At 73.6% G+C, this 15,614-nt stretch carries 15 protein-coding genes and 1 pseudogene; 11 read left to right on the top strand and 5 right to left on the bottom strand.

From position 1 onward, the window contains the following. Positions 1-99 precede the first annotated feature (99 nt). Both GEV43_RS02950 and hemW read left to right on the top strand, forming a co-directional pair. Positions 100-558, top strand: a complete 459-nt coding sequence (locus GEV43_RS02950) for a hypothetical protein (protein WP_160819371.1) — start codon at positions 100-102, stop codon at positions 556-558. A 93-nt stretch (positions 559-651) separates the two neighbouring features. Then, positions 652-1,863 carry a radical SAM family heme chaperone HemW gene (hemW, locus tag GEV43_RS02945; RefSeq protein WP_160819370.1) on the top strand — a complete coding sequence of 404 codons (1,212 nt, stop codon included), beginning with the start codon at positions 652-654 and terminating at the stop codon, positions 1,861-1,863. Between the two features lie 63 nt (positions 1,864-1,926). On the opposite strand, the gene GEV43_RS53585 is transcribed toward hemW, so the two are convergent. Together GEV43_RS53585 and GEV43_RS02935 are read right to left on the bottom strand one after the other, a co-directional pair. Next, a complete protein-coding gene (locus GEV43_RS53585; protein WP_160819369.1) occupies positions 1,927-2,655 on the bottom strand; it encodes a DUF4870 domain-containing protein in 729 nt (242 codons plus the stop codon). Between the two features lie 39 nt (positions 2,656-2,694). Further along, the gene (locus tag GEV43_RS02935) at positions 2,695-3,531 is read right to left on the bottom strand and encodes a DUF3097 domain-containing protein (RefSeq protein ID WP_160819368.1); all 837 of its coding nucleotides are present in this window, start codon (positions 3,529-3,531) and stop codon (positions 2,695-2,697) included. 196 nt (positions 3,532-3,727) lie between these two features. Here GEV43_RS02935 and hrcA point away from each other — a divergent pair, with 196 nt between their 5' ends. From hrcA to GEV43_RS02920, 3 genes are all read left to right on the top strand, one after another. Beyond that, the gene (gene hrcA / locus GEV43_RS02930) at positions 3,728-4,741 is read left to right on the top strand and encodes a heat-inducible transcriptional repressor HrcA (RefSeq protein WP_160819367.1); all 1,014 of its coding nucleotides are present in this window, start codon (positions 3,728-3,730) and stop codon (positions 4,739-4,741) included. Then, on the top strand, positions 4,742-5,878 hold the full coding sequence (gene dnaJ, locus GEV43_RS02925) for a molecular chaperone DnaJ (protein ID WP_160819366.1): 1,137 nt from the start codon (positions 4,742-4,744) through the stop codon (positions 5,876-5,878). It abuts the gene before it with no gap. 178 nt (positions 5,879-6,056) lie between these two features. Next, entirely contained in the window at positions 6,057-6,788 is a 732-nt protein-coding gene (locus GEV43_RS02920; protein ID WP_160819365.1) for a 16S rRNA (uracil(1498)-N(3))-methyltransferase, read from the top strand. 714 nt (positions 6,789-7,502) lie between these two features. Here the strand turns inward: GEV43_RS02920 and GEV43_RS02915 are convergent. Further along, positions 7,503-8,213, bottom strand: coding sequence for a hypothetical protein (locus GEV43_RS02915; protein WP_160819364.1), 711 nt, complete (start codon positions 8,211-8,213; stop codon positions 7,503-7,505). Further along, a complete protein-coding gene (locus tag GEV43_RS02910; protein ID WP_160819363.1) occupies positions 8,210-8,752 on the bottom strand; it encodes a SigE family RNA polymerase sigma factor in 543 nt (180 codons plus the stop codon). Before GEV43_RS02910 ends, GEV43_RS02915 begins: the two co-directional genes overlap by 4 nt. A gap of 341 nt (positions 8,753-9,093) precedes the next feature. On the opposite strand from GEV43_RS02910, the gene GEV43_RS02905 reads away from it, so the two are divergent. The 4 genes from GEV43_RS02905 (at position 9,094) to GEV43_RS02890 (ending at position 12,566) form a co-directional block, all read left to right on the top strand. Further along, the gene (locus GEV43_RS02905) at positions 9,094-9,438 is read left to right on the top strand and encodes a histidine triad nucleotide-binding protein (protein ID WP_160819362.1); all 345 of its coding nucleotides are present in this window, start codon (positions 9,094-9,096) and stop codon (positions 9,436-9,438) included. A 197-nt stretch (positions 9,439-9,635) separates the two neighbouring features. Then, positions 9,636-10,694 carry a PhoH family protein gene (locus GEV43_RS02900; RefSeq protein ID WP_160819361.1) on the top strand — a complete coding sequence of 353 codons (1,059 nt, stop codon included), beginning with the start codon at positions 9,636-9,638 and terminating at the stop codon, positions 10,692-10,694. 11 nt (positions 10,695-10,705) lie between these two features. Beyond that, entirely contained in the window at positions 10,706-11,185 is a 480-nt protein-coding gene (gene ybeY / locus GEV43_RS02895; RefSeq protein WP_160819360.1) for an rRNA maturation RNase YbeY, read from the top strand. Between the two features lie 70 nt (positions 11,186-11,255). Then, on the top strand, positions 11,256-12,566 hold the full coding sequence (locus tag GEV43_RS02890; protein ID WP_160819359.1) for a hemolysin family protein: 1,311 nt from the start codon (positions 11,256-11,258) through the stop codon (positions 12,564-12,566). 415 nt (positions 12,567-12,981) lie between these two features. Here GEV43_RS02890 and GEV43_RS02885 read toward each other — a convergent pair whose 3' ends face one another. Next, complete coding sequence (locus GEV43_RS02885) at positions 12,982-13,314, bottom strand: cytidine deaminase (protein ID WP_160819358.1); 333 nt, start codon at positions 13,312-13,314, stop codon at positions 12,982-12,984. A gap of 141 nt (positions 13,315-13,455) precedes the next feature. Here GEV43_RS02885 and GEV43_RS49260 point away from each other — a divergent pair. After that, positions 13,456-14,462 (top strand): annotated as a pseudogene (locus GEV43_RS49260) (MMPL family transporter); the annotation flags it as partial. Positions 14,463-14,546: 84 nt separating this feature from the next. Beyond that, complete coding sequence (locus tag GEV43_RS54560) at positions 14,547-15,590, top strand: MMPL family transporter (protein ID WP_375539078.1); 1,044 nt, start codon at positions 14,547-14,549, stop codon at positions 15,588-15,590. The last annotated feature ends 24 nt before the right edge of the window (positions 15,591-15,614 follow it).

Here is a 15,614-nt window from a genome sequence, read left to right as displayed (position 1 = left end):
GCCGGCCGTTCGGCGCGACACGGGCGCCGCTGCTTGGCCTGGGCCGATATGTCGGTACGGTCGGAGGGCAGTGGCCGCGACGGTTCCGGAGGTTCGAGCGTGACCCACTCCGAGCAGGTTCTGCGTTCTCCCGAGGAGCGGGAAACGGTGAACGGCGCGGTCCGCGCGCTGCGCTCCGCCGCGCCTGCGGGCTGGGAACGGCTCGGGTTCGAGTTCCGGGCGACGATCGGCATCGACAGCGCCTCGTTCGAGGTCGTGGACGCCGAGGGCGCGACGCGGCAGGCCGTGCCGCCGGGCCAGGCCATCGGCAAGATGGACGAGCTGCGCCGGGTGATGTACCGGCGGGGCAAGGGCGCGTGGTTCACCGCCCGGCTGGAGGTCGAGCGGTCCGGCCGGTTCAGCGCCGAGTTCGACTACGACGGGGAGCCGGAGTTCACCCCGCCGCTGACGCCGTCCGCGTACGCGATCGACCTCGACCGCTTCCCGCGCAGCGACGAGCACACCCCCGACTGGCTCCGCGACAAGCTCCGCGAGGCCAAGCCCACCGCCGACCGCTGACCGCCGACCGCTGACCCCCTCCGCCCCGTATGGTCCCGCACGACGCGATGCTCCCTGGGCGGAGCACTCGGCGGGGGGCGGCAGACTTGAGGGGTGCCCTCGACCTTGCCCGACGGAGACCCCGTACCCGCCGACGGCGCGCTGCCGTCCGGCGCGCTGGAGGGGATCGGGACGCGGCCGTTCGCGTTCTACGTGCACGTCCCGTTCTGTGTGACCCGCTGCGGCTACTGCGACTTCAACACCTACACCGCGACCGAGCTCGGCCCCGGCGCGAGCCGCGACTCGTACGCCGACACCGCGATCGCCGAGGTGCGCCTGGCGCGGCGCGTTCTGGGCGACGCCGCCCTGCCGGTCGAGACGGTGTTCGTCGGCGGCGGCACCCCCACCCTCCTGCCGCCGGGCGACCTCGGACGGATCCTCGCGGCGATCGACGCCGAATTCGGGCTCGCGCCGGGGGCCGAGGTCACGACAGAGGCCAATCCCGAGTCCGTGGACGAGGCGTACCTGGGGGCCCTGCGGGAGAACGGCTTCACCCGCGTTTCGTACGGGATGCAGAGCGCCCGCGAGCACGTCCTCGCCGTCCTGGACCGCACCCACACGCCCGGACGCGTCCCGCAGGTGGTCGAGTGGACGCGCAGGGCGGGGTTCGAGCACGTGAACCTCGACCTGATCTATGGCGCGCCCGGTGAGACCGACGACGACTGGCGGGCGTCCCTGGAGGCCGCCCTCGCGACGGGCCCCGACCACGTCTCCGCCTACGCGCTGATCGTTGAGGACGGCACGCGGCTCGCCGCGCAGGTGCGGCGGGGCGAGCTGAGCGCGCCCGACGACGACGCCATGGCCGACCGCTACCTCATGGCGGAGGAGCTGCTGAGCGCGCACGGCCTGTCCTGGTACGAGATCTCCAACTGGGCGACCGGCCCGGACGCCGCCTGCCGCCACAACCTCCTGTACTGGACCGGGGCCGACTGGTGGGGCGTCGGCCCCGGCGCGCACAGCCACGTGGGCGGCACGCGCTGGTGGAACGTCAAGCACCCCGCCGCGTACGCGTCCAGGCTGGCCGAGGGCGCCACCCCCGCGTACGCGCGCGAGGTGCTGGACCCGTCCGACCGGCACGTCGAACGCGTCATGCTCGAACTCCGCCTCGCCGACGGCTGCCCGGCCGACCTCCTGGACGGCACGCAGGTGCGGCGGCTGGTCGGCGAGGGCCTGATCGAGCCCGGCCCGTACGAGAAGGACGGCCGCGCGGTCCTCACCCTGCGCGGACGGCTCCTCGCCGACGCCGTCGTCCGCGACCTGACCTGAACCGGTCTGCGCCGGCCTGAGCTGACGGGAGGCCGGGCGGGCGCCGGCGGGCGGGCGGGCGGCTCAGCGGATCATGGGCCAGGCCATGAACGAGGGGAAGCGGTACCACTCGCCCCGGTTGCCCGCCACGGCCGCCAGGATCAGGAACACGATCTGCGCGATCCCAAGCGCGATCCACGTGAGGAACCCGATCAGGACGAACATCAGCATGATGTTCACGATCGTGTAGACGACCTGGGTGATCGTGAAGTTGAGGCCCTGCGCGCCGTGGTGCCGCAGGAACGGCGACTCGTCCTTCTTGATGAGGAAGACGAGCAGCGGGGCGAGGAAGCCCAGCGACACGAACCACAGCAGAAGCTGGCCGAGGTGCGTCAGCAGCGCCCAGGTCCGCTCGTCCTGGCTCACCGCGCCGTAGCCGCCGGGCGCGTACGGCTGGTTCTGCATCTCGTAGCCGTAGGAGGGTTGCCCCTGGCCGTACCCGGGGCCCGGCCCATAGCCCGGCTGTCCATAGCCGGGCTGTCCGTAGCCCTGCTGGCCGTACCCGGGGTGGCCGTAGCCCGGGTCGGTCTGCCCGTAGCCGGGCGGCGGATATCCCCCCTGGCCGGGCTGCGTCTGGCCGCTGCCGTAACCGGACGGTCCCTGCCCGTAGTCAGGCCCCTGCCCGTACCCGGATTGCTGCCCGTAGCCGGGCTGCTGCTCGTTCCCCTGGTCTTGCCCTTGCTTCTGCCCTTGCCCCTGGTTCTGGGCTACATGGCCCAGGGGGCGATCGTCGTCCGGCGGCCCGTACGTCATCGCGGTGCTCCTTCTCGGGGCGAAGGGCGCTCAGGGCGGTTACGGCGCGGGGGCCGTCACGAAGTCGATGAGTTCCTCGACGCGACCGAGCAGGGCGGGCTCCAGATCCGTGAAGGTCCGTACGGACCCGAGAATCCGTTTCCACGCGAAGCCCACGTCGTCCCCCCAGCCGAGTGCGGCGAGCACCCCTTCCTTCCAGGGTACGCCGCGCGGAACGCGTGGCCAGGAGCGGATTCCGACGGCCGAGGGCTTGACGGCCTCCCAGATGTCGATGAACGGGTGGCCGGTGATGAGCACGTGGGGCGAGGACACCTGCGCGGCGATCCGGCTCTCCTTGGACCCCTCCACGAGGTGGTCCACCAGGACGCCGAGGCGCCGCCCCTCGGCGGGCCCGAACTCGTCCACGATCGCGGGCAGGTCGTCCACGCCCTCCAGGTACTCCACGACGACGCCCTCGACGCGGAGGTCGTGGCCCCAGATCTTCTCGACCAGCTCGGCGTCGTGCACGCCCTCGACGTAGATGCGGCTCTCCTTGGCCACCTGGGCGCGCAGGTTCCGCACGGCGATCGATCCCGACGCCGAACGCGCCGGAGCGGGCCGTCCGCCCTCGGGGGCCGCCGCCTCCGGCCGGACCAGCGTCACCGGCCTGCCGTCGATCAGGAACCCGGACTTGGTGAGCGGGAAGACCCGGCGCTTGCCGAACCGATCTTCCAGGGTCACCCCGAACTTGTCGCAGCCGACCACCGCGCCGCAGAAGCCGCTGTCGGGGTCCTCCGCGACCAGACCGGGTTCGGCCGGTATCTCCGGGATCTGGCCTTTGCGGGGACGTCGCCAGTCGCCCGCCAGAACGTTGTCGCCATAGTCCTTGCTCCGCACGGTTCGGCACTCTAACGAGCCCGGCGCGCCGCTGCTAACGGGCCCGGCGCGCTCGCGGCCGGCGGCCCCCGGGGCCTCCGCCGAGGGCCCGCCGCCCGGTACGCGGCCGCCTGGACCTCCAGACCGTCCCCGCCGGGCCGTATGCTTGGCACTCGGAAGTATGGAGTGCCAGTACGGGGGCGAGGGAGGTGACCACGTGCTCGACGACCGGAAACTCGCGGTCCTCCGCGCCATAGTCGAGGACTTCGTCTCCACCAACGAGCCGGTCGGCTCCAAGGCTCTGGTCGACCGGCACAATCTCGGCGTGTCGTCGGCCACGATCCGCAACGACATGGCCGTCCTGGAGGAGCAGGGCTACATCGCCCAGCCGCACACCAGCGCGGGGCGGATCCCGACCGACAAGGGCTACCGCCTGTTCGTCGACCGGCTGTCCACGATCAAGCCGCTGTCGGTCGCCGAGCGCCGCGCGATCGAGACGTTCCTGAGCGGGGCCTACGACCTCGACGACGTCGTCGGCCGCACCGTGCGGCTGCTCGCGCAGCTCACCCGGCAGGTCGCGGTCGTGCAGTACCCGTCGCTCACCCGCTCGGCGGTGCGGCACGTGGAGCTCGTCCCGGTCGCGGCCGGGCGGCTGCTGCTCGTCCTGATCACCAACACCGGACGGGTCGAGCAGCGCGTGATCGAGGCCCCGGGCGAGGTGTCCGAGGAATCGATCGGCCACCTGCGGGCGTTGCTCAACACGTGCCTCGACGGGTGCGGCCTCGGGGAGGTCCCGATCGCCGTCGCCGACCTGCCCGACAAGGTCGGCCCGGACGACCGGCCCGTCGCCGCGGCGGTGCTGTCGGTGCTGCTGGAGACGCTCGTCGAGAAGCACGAGGAAAAGATCGTTTTCGCCGGGGCCGCCAACCTCGCCGGCGTGGACTTCTCCCGGAGCCTGCGCGACGTGCTGGAGGCCCTTGAGGAACAGGTGGTCCTCATGAGGCTGCTCGGTGAGACCGGGGACTCCTCTACTGTTACGGTGCGGATCGGCACCGAGAACCCCGACGAGGGGCTCCGTTCGACCTCCGTCGTCGCCACCGACTACGGGTTCGGCGACCTCACACTGGCCCGGCTGGGAGTGCTCGGGCCGACACGCATGGATTACCCCAGCACGATGGGAGCGGTACGGGCAGTGGCACGCTACGTCGGACAGATCCTGGCGGGGTCGTAAGTGGCCAACGACTACTACGCGACCCTGGGCGTCCGCCGGGACGCCAGCGCCGACGAGGTCAAGAAGGCCTACCGGCGGCTCGCGCGCGAGCTCCACCCGGACGTCAACCCGGATCCGGAGACGCAGGAGAAGTTCAAGGAGATCACCCAGGCGTACGAGGTGCTCTCCGACCCGAAGAAGCGCGAGATGTACGACCTCGGCGCCGACCCGTTCGCCTCCGGCGGCGGGCCGGGCGGCCCCGGCGGGTTCGGCGGCGCGGGGTTCCCGTTCAGCGACATCATGGACGCCTTCTTCGGCACCGCCGCCTCGCGCGGGCCGAGGTCCCGCGCGCGGCGCGGCCGCAACGCGACCCTGCGGGTCGAGCTCGACCTCCAGGAGACCGCGTTCGGCACCACCCGCGAGCTGTCCATCGACACGGCCGTGGCCTGCGCGAGCTGCGAGGGGACGGGCTGCGCGCCCGGCACCCACCCGGACACGTGCGAGACGTGCCACGGGCGCGGCGAGGTGCAGCAGGTCCAGCGGTCGTTCCTCGGGCAGGTCATGACGGCGCGCCCGTGCCCGGCCTGCGGCGGCTTCGGCTCGGTGATCCGCAACCCCTGCCCCGAGTGCTCGGGCGACGGCCGGGTCCGCACCCGCCGCACCGTCAAGGTCAAGATCCCCGCCGGCGTCGAGAACGGCATCCACATCCAGCTCGCGGGCGAGGGCGAGGTCGGCCCCGGCGGCGGCCCGCCCGGCGACCTGTTCCTGGAGATCGTCGAGCGGCCGCACCCGATCTTCGAGCGGGAGGGCGACGACCTGCACTGCACGGTCGAGATCCCGATGACCGCCGCCGCGCTCGGCACCAGCGTCACCGTCGAGACCCTCGACGGCGCCGAGCAGGTCGACATCAAGCCGGGCACGCAGTCCGGCCAGGTGATCACCATGTACGGGCGGGGCGTCCGGCACCTCAACGAGAGCGGCCGCGGCGACCTCAACATCCACGTCAACGTCGAGACGCCCAACCGCCTCGACGAGGAGCAGGAGGAGCTGCTGCGGCGGCTCGCCAAGCTGCGCGGCGAGGAGCGCCCCCCGGGCAAGTTCGCGCCGGGCCAGCGGGGCATGTTCTCCCGCCTGCGGGACGTGTTCAACCAGCATTGAAGCGTCGCGGTGGCGGCCTACCGCGAAGGCCGCCACGGCGACTCCCCGCGATGACCGCCCGGTCCGGGTCCGCGCGCTCCCGCACGATCACCGCGCCCACCGCCGCGAGGTACGACGGGCGCGGGCCGCGCCGTCCGGGACGTGTGGGCTCGCGGAGCCGTGAGAGGGGTGGGGGAGAGTGAGTCCGCCGGTGTTCTTGGCCGACGGGGCGCTGCTGAGCGGCGACCGGGTCGTCCTGGACGGGCCCGAAGGGCGGCACGCGGCGACCGTCCGGCGGCTCCGACCCGGCGAGCGCGTCGACCTGACCGACGGCGCCGGGCTCCTCGCCGAGTGCGTGGTCGCCGAGGCGGACCGTGCGTCCCTGACGCTCGACGTCCTGACCCGGAGGACGGAGCCGCCTCCCGAGCCGCGTCTGGTGGTCGTTCAGGCCCTTCCGAAGGGCGAACGCGGCGAACTGGCGGTCGAGACCATGACGGAGGTCGGCGTGGACGCGATCGTCCCGTGGTCGGCGGCCCGCTGCGTCACCCAGTGGCGTCCCGAACGCCGCGAGAAGGCCCTCGCCCGGTGGCGCAACGCGTCCCGCGAGGCGGCCAAGCAGGCCCGCCGCAGCCGCCTCCCGGAAGTAGTGGACCTGGCGTCCACCGAAGCCGTCGCCGAACGCCTCGCCGCCGCCTCGGCGGCCCTGGTGCTGCACGAGGAGGCCGACGAGCCCCTCAGCGGCGTACGGCCGCCCGAGACGGGCGACGTCGTCCTCGTCGTCGGCCCTGAAGGCGGCATCACCGAGGACGAACTCGACCGCTTCACCGCAGCGGGCGCCCGCCCCGTACGCCTGGGGCCCACGGTCCTCCGCACGTCCACCGCGGGCGTGGCCGCACTCTCCATACTCCAGGCCGCCACCACCCGCTGGTGACCCCGGCCGGACCCGCGCCCTGTCACCGTGCGCGGCGGCCGGGCCAGAAGGCGCACGGTCCGGCCCATGCACCGCGCGAGCGGTCAGCCCACCAACAGCGGAACGCGGCGCAGACGCGCCCAGAGACGCCGGCGCGCGGGGGAGACGGACGAGCGCAGAGGCGCGGGCGCGCGCAGAAGACGGCCGAGCGCGGATGCGTGGACGCGCGCGGGGACGCCGACAGAAACGCGGGGCGCGCAGGGCGCGGGCCTGCACAGGGATGCGGGCAGAGAAGCGGGCGTGCCCAGGGACTCGGGGCGCGCAGAGGCGCGGGCGCGTGCAGATGCGCGGACAGGGACGCGCGGATGCGCGGGCGCGCACAGGGACGCAGGGCGCGTAGAGACGCGGACGCGCAGGGGCGCGGGCGCGTGTGGGGACGGCGCGCACAGGGACGGGCGCGGACAGGGACGCGGGGCGTGCAGGGATGCGTGGCACGCAGGGCGCGGGCGTGCACAGGGACGCGCGGAGGCGCGGGCGCGTGCAGATGCGCGGACAGGGGCGCGGGGCGCGCGGAGACGCCGGCGCGCACAGGGACGGACGCGGGGAGAGACGCGGCGCGCAGGGACGCGGGGCGCGCAGGGACGCAGAGTCGCGCAGGGACGTGTCGCGGGCGTGCGTAAGGGTGCGGGTTTGGGTGCCGGTGGAACGGGGTGGGAGCGGGTGAGGCGGGTCAGGTCAGGGGGTCGTGCTGTTGGCGGCGGCGCCGCCCTGGTCGCTGGGAGCGGCGGGTTCGGAGCTCGTGGGAGTCGACGGCGGGTCGGACGGCTTGCCCGGGTCGGTGGGCTTGGGCGACGTCGGCGGCGTCGTGGTCGGCGGGGTCGCCGGGGACGTCTGGCCGGGGCAGGGCGTCGCGGACAGGGTCGGGCCCTCGTGCTCGGCGGGCGATTCGGTCTTCTTCTTCCCCTGGGAGCCGGTGCCCTTGGAGCCGGACGGTGGGATCGGGCACATCGAGCCGCCGGGCGTGGAGGCGGACGCCGGAGGCTGGGCCGCGCTCGGCGAGCCGGAGCCGCTCGGCCCCGCCGAACCGGGGTGCCGCGGGTCGCCCGGGGCGCCCTCGGCGCCGGCGTGGTCGCCGTCGGTGGAGCCGTCGTGGCCCGAGCCGGACGTTCCGTTGCTGCCGACGGTCTGCTCGATGAGGCCAATGGTCTGCGGGGCGGAGACGCCGATGCCCGCGATCGCTATCGCGGCGCCGACCGCGAGGACGGGACGGGCCCAGTTGGCGGTGAACCACTCGTGCGGAAACCAGCCGAACCGGCGCCTCCCGCGCTCCTGGACCCGGGCCCTGATGCGTTCCAGGCCGTCCCCGGCGGGGGTGACCGTCTCCGCCTCCGCGTGCAGGGCACGGCGGAGGATCTCGCCGTGCTCGTCGTGGGGGTCGGTGGTCATGAGAACTGCTCCAGGACGTTGCGTAGCGCGGACATGCCGCGCGCCGTGTGGCTCTTCACGGCGCCGCGCGAGATGCCCATCGCGTTGGCGATCTCGGCTTCGGACAGATCGGCGTAGTAGCGCAGCACCAGCGCCTCGCGCTGGCGGCCGGGAAGCTTGGCGAGCGCGTCGATCACCGCCGAGCGTTCGAGCTCGCCGATGGCGCCCGCCTCGGCGCTCGGCGCGTCGGGCAGGCCCTTCGGCGCGTACTTCTCGACCACGGCGCGGTGCCGCAGCACCGACCGCGACCGGTTGACCACCGATTGGCGCAGGTAGGAAAGGGCCTTGTCGGGGTCGCGCAGGCGCCGCCAGCCGCCGTGCATCGCCACGAACGCGTCCTGGACGACCTCTTCGGCCGTCCCCGCGTCGCGGACGAGCATCGCCGCTAGGCGTACCAGCGAGCGGTAGTTGGCGCTGTAGAGCGCGGTCACCGCCTGATCGGCGTCCCAGGCGACGGCCACCGCCCCCGCCGTGCCCCTGGCCACGAGGGTCTCGGTCACGTCAGTGGGACGCGCACCCTCGTCGTCCGGTTTACGAAAGGGCATCTTCTGTCTTGCCTCGGTCACCTATCCGCCGCCTTTGCCGTCCCCCGGCCGCCCATTCGGACGGCGGCCTTCGGTACGGCGTGGATGGCGATCCCGACGGCCGAGGCGAGGCGCGCTTCCTGTACGAGCCGGGGGGAACGCCTGAGTTGACAACCTTAACCAGTGACCCGCCCGAATGGGTCGGATCCGCCAGAAGTTGATCAGTCGGGACCTTACTGGGACGGAGCCGCGCCGGGCTACGGCCGTGGCCGTCTCGATAGGATTCCCAGGCGGTCACGGCCGCTGGGAGGAGACTGATGACGGACTGCCTGTTCTGCAAGATCGTGTCCGGGGACGTCCCGGCGAAGATCGTCCGGGAGACCGGCCGGACCCTCGCGTTCCGCGACATCAACCCGCAGGCCCCCACGCACGTGCTGGTCATCCCCAGGGATCACCACCCGACGGCCGCGGAGCTCGCCGTCGCCGACCCGTCCCTGCTCGGAGAGGTCGTCTCCGAGGCGCACCAGGTCGCGCTGGACGAGGGCGTCGCCGAGCCGGGTTACCGGATCGTGTTCAACACCGGCCCCCAGGCGGGCCAGACGGTGTTCCACGTCCACGCGCACGTGCTCGGCGGCCGTGGCCTCAACTGGCCGCCCGGCTGACCCGCGGGCCCGGCGGGCGCCGTCCCGCCGGACCCCGCCGGGCGGCGCGGGCCGCGGCGGGCGCGCGTCCGCCCGTGCGAGGGCCGGGAGAAATCCGGCGGCGTGATGTCGCGGGGGCCCAGTACCATGGATGTGGCACAGGCCCAACACCCGGAGCGACACAGAAGGCAGGTCGGAGAGGCCGCAAGGCCCGGCTGATGGTCGAATCAACTCACGCGGGGCGCGACGACCGGACCGACGGCGCGCGAGCCCAGGTCAAGATCGTGGTGCCGGACGACCATTCGATGGTGAGCCTGCTGGGCTCCCGGGATGAGTTGCTCCACGTCATCGAGAAGACGTTCCGCAGCGACATCCACGTCCGCGGCAACGAGATCACCGTGACCGGCCCGCAGGCCGAGTCCGACCTGATCACCCGGCTGTTCGAGGAGCTGGTCGCCCTGCTGAGGGGCGGCACCCAGCTCACCCCCGACGCGGTCGAGCGGAGCGTGGCGATGCTGCGCGGCGAGGGCGGCGAGCGCCCGGCCGAGGTGCTCACCCTCGACGTGCTGTCCAGCCGGGGCCGCACGATCCGGCCGAAGACGCTCAACCAGAAGCGCTACGTCGACGCGATCGACCGGCACACGATCGTGTTCGGGATCGGCCCCGCCGGCACCGGCAAGACCTACCTGGCGATGGCCAAGGCCGTCCGCGCCCTCCAGGACAAGAAGGTCAACCGGATCATCCTGACCCGCCCGGCGGTCGAGGCGGGGGAGCGGCTCGGGTTCCTGCCCGGCACTCTGTACGAGAAGATCGACCCCTACCTGCGGCCGCTGTACGACGCGCTGCACGACATGGTCGACCCCGACTCGATCCCGCGGCTGATGGCGGCCGGCACGATCGAGGTGGCGCCGCTCGCCTACATGCGCGGGCGCACGCTCAACGACTCGTTCATCATCCTCGACGAGGCGCAGAACACCTCGCCCGAGCAGATGAAGATGTTCCTCACCCGGCTCGGGTTCGGCTCCAAGGTCGTGGTGACCGGCGACGTGACCCAGGTCGACCTGCCTAACGGCACGCAGAGCGGGCTGCGCGTCGTCCAGGACATCCTGGAGGGCGTCGACGACATCCACTTCTGCCGCCTGAACAGCCACGACGTCGTCCGGCACAAGCTGGTGACCGACATCGTCGACGCCTACAACCGGTTCGACGAGTCGCGGGTCGCGGGCATCAAGCAGGGCGCGGCGGCGCGCGGCGGCTCCCGCAAGCGCGGCCGGTAGGGGACGGTTCCATGAGCATCGAGGTGGTCAACGAGTCGGGCGTCGCCGCGGCGGAGAACGAGCTCGGCGACCTCGCCCGGCACGTCCTGGACGCCATGCGCGTGCACCCGCTGGCCGAGCTGTCGGTCCTGCTCGTCGACGAGGCGGCGATGACCGAGCTGCACGAGAAGTGGATGGACGAGCCCGGCCCGACCGACGTGCTGTCGTTCCCGATGGACGAGCTGCGGCCCGGCCACATGTCCGGCGGCGCCGACGAGGACGGGGAGTCCGACCCCGGCCTGCTCGGCGACGTCGTGCTGTGCCCGGCGGTCGCCGAGCGGCAGGCGAGGACGGCCGGCCACTCCGCGGCCGACGAGCTCGACCTGCTCCTCACGCACGGCATCCTGCACCTGCTGGGCTACGACCACGCCGAGCCCGAGGAGCACAAGGAGATGTTCGGGCTCCAGGCCGAGCTGCTCACGTCCTGGCAGGAGAAGCGCGCCCACCCATGATCCCGGTGGAACGAACGACCCGGCCGAGGCCCCGCCCGCGGCGGACGGGCCCGACCCCCGCCGCGCCCCGATGAACACCGCGCAGGGCTGGCTCGCCGCGCTGGCCGTGGCCCTGGTCTTCATGGCCGGGCTGCTCGGCAGCACGGAGGCGGCGCTCGCCCGGGTGTCGCGGGTCCGCGTCGAGGAGCTGGTGCGCGAGGGGCGCCGGGGCGCGGCGCGGCTCGCCGAGGTCGTCGCCGACCCGGCCCGCTACCTCAACATGGTGCTGCTGCTGCGGATCGGCTGCGAGCTGGTCGCCACCGTGATCGTCGCCGACCTGTGCATCTCCTGGCTGGACGAGACGTGGCGCGCGTACGTCACGGCGGCGGCGCTGATGATCGTGGTCAGCTACGTGGCGATCGGCGTCGGGCCCCGCACGCTCGGCATCCAGCACGCCGACCGCGTCGCGCTCGCCGGAGCGGCCGTGATCCACCCGGTGACCCGGGTGTTCGGGCCGCTGCCGCGGCTGCTGATCCTGCTCGGCAACGCCCTGACGCCCGGCCGGGGGTTCCGGGAGGGCCCGTTCGCCTCGGAGGCGGAGCTGCGCGACCTGGTCGACCTCGCCGAGCAGCGCAGCCTGATCGAGCCGGACGAGCGCGAGATGATCCACTCGGTGTTCGAGCTGGGCGACACGCTCGTGCGCGAGGTGATGGTCCCGCGCACCGACATCGTGTTCATCGAGCGCGGCAAGACGCTGCGGCAGGCGATGTCCCTGGCGCTGCGCAGCGGCTTCTCCCGCATCCCGGTCGTCGGCGAGAACGAGGACGACGTGGTCGGCATCGCCTACCTCAAGGACATCGTGCGCCGCAGCCACGAGCACCGCGAGGGCGAGTCGGTCGAGAAGGTCGAGTCGGTGATGCGGCCGGCGACGTACGTGCCCGACAGCAAGCCGATCGACGAGCTGCTGCGCGAGATGCAGGCCCGCCGGATCCACCTCGCGATCGTGATCGACGAGTACGGCGGCACCGCCGGGCTCGTCACGATCGAGGACATCCTGGAGGAGATCGTCGGGGAGATCACCGACGAGTACGACGTGGAGACGCCGCCCGTGAGCCGGCTGCCGGACGGCGCCGCCCGGGTGACCGCCCGGCTCCCGGTCGAGGACCTCGCCGACCTGTTCGACGTGGAGATCGACGTGGAGGAGGTCGAGACCGTCGGCGGGCTCCTCGCCCACGCGCTCGGCCGCGTCCCGATCGAGGGCTCCACCGCCGAGGTCGGACCGCCCGAGCGCCCGCTGTCGCTCAAGGCCGAGAGCATCGCCGGACGCCGCAACCGCATCGGCACGGTCCTCGTCCGCCGCCTCCCCGAGCGCCGCGTCACGGCCGACGACGGAAACGGCTGACCGCCCCCGACGGCAACGGCCGATCGCCCACGACGGGAACGGCCGATCGGCCACGACGGGAACGGCTGATCGGACCGTTCCCCCAGGGCACCCCGCCGCCGACCCATCGCATCGGCGGAATTGACCGCGCGCCTCCGCACCGCACCGGCGGCGCTGATCTCGCGCGGCGGCGCGTCCGGCGCGCGCGAACGAGCCCGAGCCCGAGCGCGGGCGCGGCGCGAACGACCTCGTCGGTGAGGTTGTCGTGGCCTGTGCGGACGGCTGCCCGCTGGTGGACGGCCCCGCCCGCGCCGTGGTCATGGCGGCTGGCGCGAACGGTCTCGTTACCGAGACGGTCGTGGCCTGTGCGGATGGCTGCCCGTCGTTGGACTGGGCCGGGGCGCGGTGCGGTGGGACGGCGGGCGCGGTGGGGCGGTCAGGTGGTGGTGCGGAGGGTGCCGTCGGGGGCGGCGACGAAGACCGGGGCCTTGCCGCCCAGGTCACGTACGGCGCTCACGTCGGACGCCCGGGCGCCGTCGGCGGCGGTGACCAGCGCGGCGGCCTCCAGGTCCTCGGCGCCGCTCGACACGGCCATGGCGACCGCGACCTGGAGCGCGGACAGCTTCAGCGACGGCAGGTCGACGCTGGTGGCCGAGTAGGTGCGGCCCGTCTCGTCCCGCACGGCGGCGCCCTCGGGCGCTCCCGAGCGCGCCCGCGCGGACCGGGCCAGCGTGATGATCTTCTCGTCCTCGGCGTTCAGCTCACTCACGCCCCCAAGCGTAGAGCGCCCGAGCGCGCGGACGGCCCGGCGGGGCTTGCGAGGGCCTGCAAGTCGTCGGCAAGTGGCCGGCAAGAGGGCCGGGACACCCTCGGGGCGTCGCCTGCCCGTACGCGTCCCCTGGAGAAGGCCATGTCCCGTCTGCTCTACCGCCTGGGAAGGGCCGCAGCGCTGCGGCCCTGGCGGTTCATCGTCGTGTGGCTGCTGGCCGTGGGCGCCGCCGCCGGGATCGCGGGGGCGGCCGGGGGCACGATGCACGACGACTACACGCTGTCCGGAACGGGCTCGCAGCGGGCCACCGACCTGCTGCGGAACCGGTTCCCCGAGCTGTCCGGGGCGGACGCGCGGGTCGTCGTGCACGCGAGGTCCGGCCGGGTCGACCAGGGCCGGCTGGCCGCGGCGGACGGCAGGCTGCGGGCCCTGCCGCACGTCAGCGGCGTGGACCCGGCGCAGCCGAGCCGGGACGGGGCGACGGCGCTGGTGACCGTGCGCTACGACGTGCCGGTCACCGGGCTGGCGTCGAAGGAGACCCTCGACCGGCTCCGGACCGCGACCCGGGACCTGAGGGAGGCCGGGTACGCGGTGGAGTTCGGCGGCCAGGTCCCCGAGAACGTGACCGCGCCCGGCGGCGTCGCCGAGGTCGTCGGCGTCGTCGCGGCGCTGGTGATCCTGCTGCTGGCGTTCGGGTCGGTCGTCGCGGCCGGGCTGCCGCTCGCGGTCGCGCTGGCCGGCCTCGGCGCCGGCGTCTCCGGGATCACCCTGCTCGCCGCGTTCACCGACGTGGCCTCGACCGCGCCGACGCTGGCGGTGATGGTCGGGCTCGGCGTCGGGATCGACTACGCGCTGTTCATCCTCACCCGGCACCGCGAGGGCCTCGCGGAGGGCGGGACGTCGCGGACTCGGTGGGCCGCGCGATCGCGACCGCCGGGCAGTCGGTGGTGTTCGCCGGGTTCACGGTGCTGCTGGCGCTGTGCGGGCTGGTGCTGTCGCGCATCCCGGTGTTCATGACGATGGGCTTCGCGACCGCCCTCGTCGTCGCCGCGACCGTCGCGAGCGCCGTCACGCTGCTGCCCGCCGTCCTCGGCCTCGCCGGACGGCGGGTGCTGCGCCGCCGCGACCGGGCGAGCGCCGCGGCGGTGCGCACCGAGTCGCCGCGCGTGCGGCGCTGGGCCGAGCACGTCGGACGCCACCCGGTGCCGTGGCTGCTCGGCGCGCTCGTCCTCATGCTCGCCCTCGCCGCACCCGCGCTCGGCATGCGGACCTGGCCGAGCGACGCCAGCAGCGAGCCGACATCCAACACCGCCCGGCGGGCGTACGACCTCGTCGCCGACGCGTACGGTCCCGGCGCGAACGGCCCGCTGCTGGTCGCGGTGGACCTCGCGAAGACCGGCGGCCCGGACGGGCTGAAGGGCCTCGGCGAACGGCTCGCGGCCACGCCGGGCGTCGCCTCCGTCGCCCCGCCGCGGATCGCGTCGGACAGGAGCGCGGCCGTCGTGGTGGTCACGCCCGAGTACGGCCCGCAGGACCGGCGCGTCACCGGCCTCACCGACCGGGTCCGCGCGGACGTGCTGCCGCCCGGCGCCGAGATCACCGGCGCGACCGCCTCGTACGTCGACCTCACCCGGGTGCTGTCCGAACGGCTCTGGCCGGTGATCGGCGTGGTCGTCGCCACCTCGTTCCTGATGCTGATGATCGTCTTCCGGTCGGTGGTGGCGCCGCTGAAGGCCGCCGCGATGAACCTGCTGTCGATCGGCGCGGCGTACGGCGCGCTCACCGCCGTGTTCCAGTGGGGCTGGGGCGCGGAACTGCTCGGGCTGCCGCACAGCGTGCCGGTGTCCAGCCTCATCCTGCTGCTGCTGTTCGCGGTGCTGTTCGGGGTGTCGATGGACTACGAGGTGTTCCTGCTGTCGCGCGTACGGGAGGAGTGGCTGCGCGGCGGGGACGCGCGCGCGTCGGTGACGACCGGTCTCGCCGCGACGGGCCGGGTCATCACCAGCGCAGCGCTGATCATGGTGATGGTGTTCCTCGGCTTCGCCCTCGACCCGGGGCTGGTGGTCAAGCAGATGGGCGTCGGGCTCGCGGTCGCGGTCGCGCTCGACGCGACGCTCGTGCGGCTGGTGCTCGTCCCGGCCGCGATGGCGCTGCTCGGCAAGGCCAACTGGTGGCTGCCGGGATGGCTCGGCCGGATCCTGCCGGAGATCGACGTGCACGGCTCCGAGGAGGCCGCGGCGGAGCCGGAGGCGAGGACCCAGGCGGCGGGCGTGTAGAGAGCGGCGGCGCAGGGCGCGGGC

The sequence above is a fragment of the Actinomadura sp. J1-007 genome (assembly GCF_009793335.1).
GTDB classification, from domain to species: Bacteria; Actinomycetota; Actinomycetes; order Streptosporangiales; family Streptosporangiaceae; genus Spirillospora; species Spirillospora yumaensis.
This window is presented reverse-complemented; position numbering and strand designations above follow the sequence as displayed.

Coding starts and splice junctions, on each gene's coding strand:
- GEV43_RS53585 (WP_160819369.1), bottom strand. CDS start 2,655: ATGACGTACGGGCCGCCGGACGACGATCGCCCCCTGGGCCATGTAGCC.
- GEV43_RS02915 (WP_160819364.1), bottom strand. CDS start 8,213: ATGACCACCGACCCCCACGACGAGCACGGCGAGATCCTCCGCCGTGCC.
- GEV43_RS02905 (WP_160819362.1), top strand. CDS start 9,094: ATGACGGACTGCCTGTTCTGCAAGATCGTGTCCGGGGACGTCCCGGCG.
- GEV43_RS02900 (WP_160819361.1), top strand. CDS start 9,636: ATGGTCGAATCAACTCACGCGGGGCGCGACGACCGGACCGACGGCGCG.
- ybeY (WP_160819360.1), top strand. CDS start 10,706: ATGAGCATCGAGGTGGTCAACGAGTCGGGCGTCGCCGCGGCGGAGAAC.
- GEV43_RS02890 (WP_160819359.1), top strand. CDS start 11,256: ATGAACACCGCGCAGGGCTGGCTCGCCGCGCTGGCCGTGGCCCTGGTC.
- GEV43_RS54560 (WP_375539078.1), top strand. CDS start 14,547: ATGCTCGCCCTCGCCGCACCCGCGCTCGGCATGCGGACCTGGCCGAGC.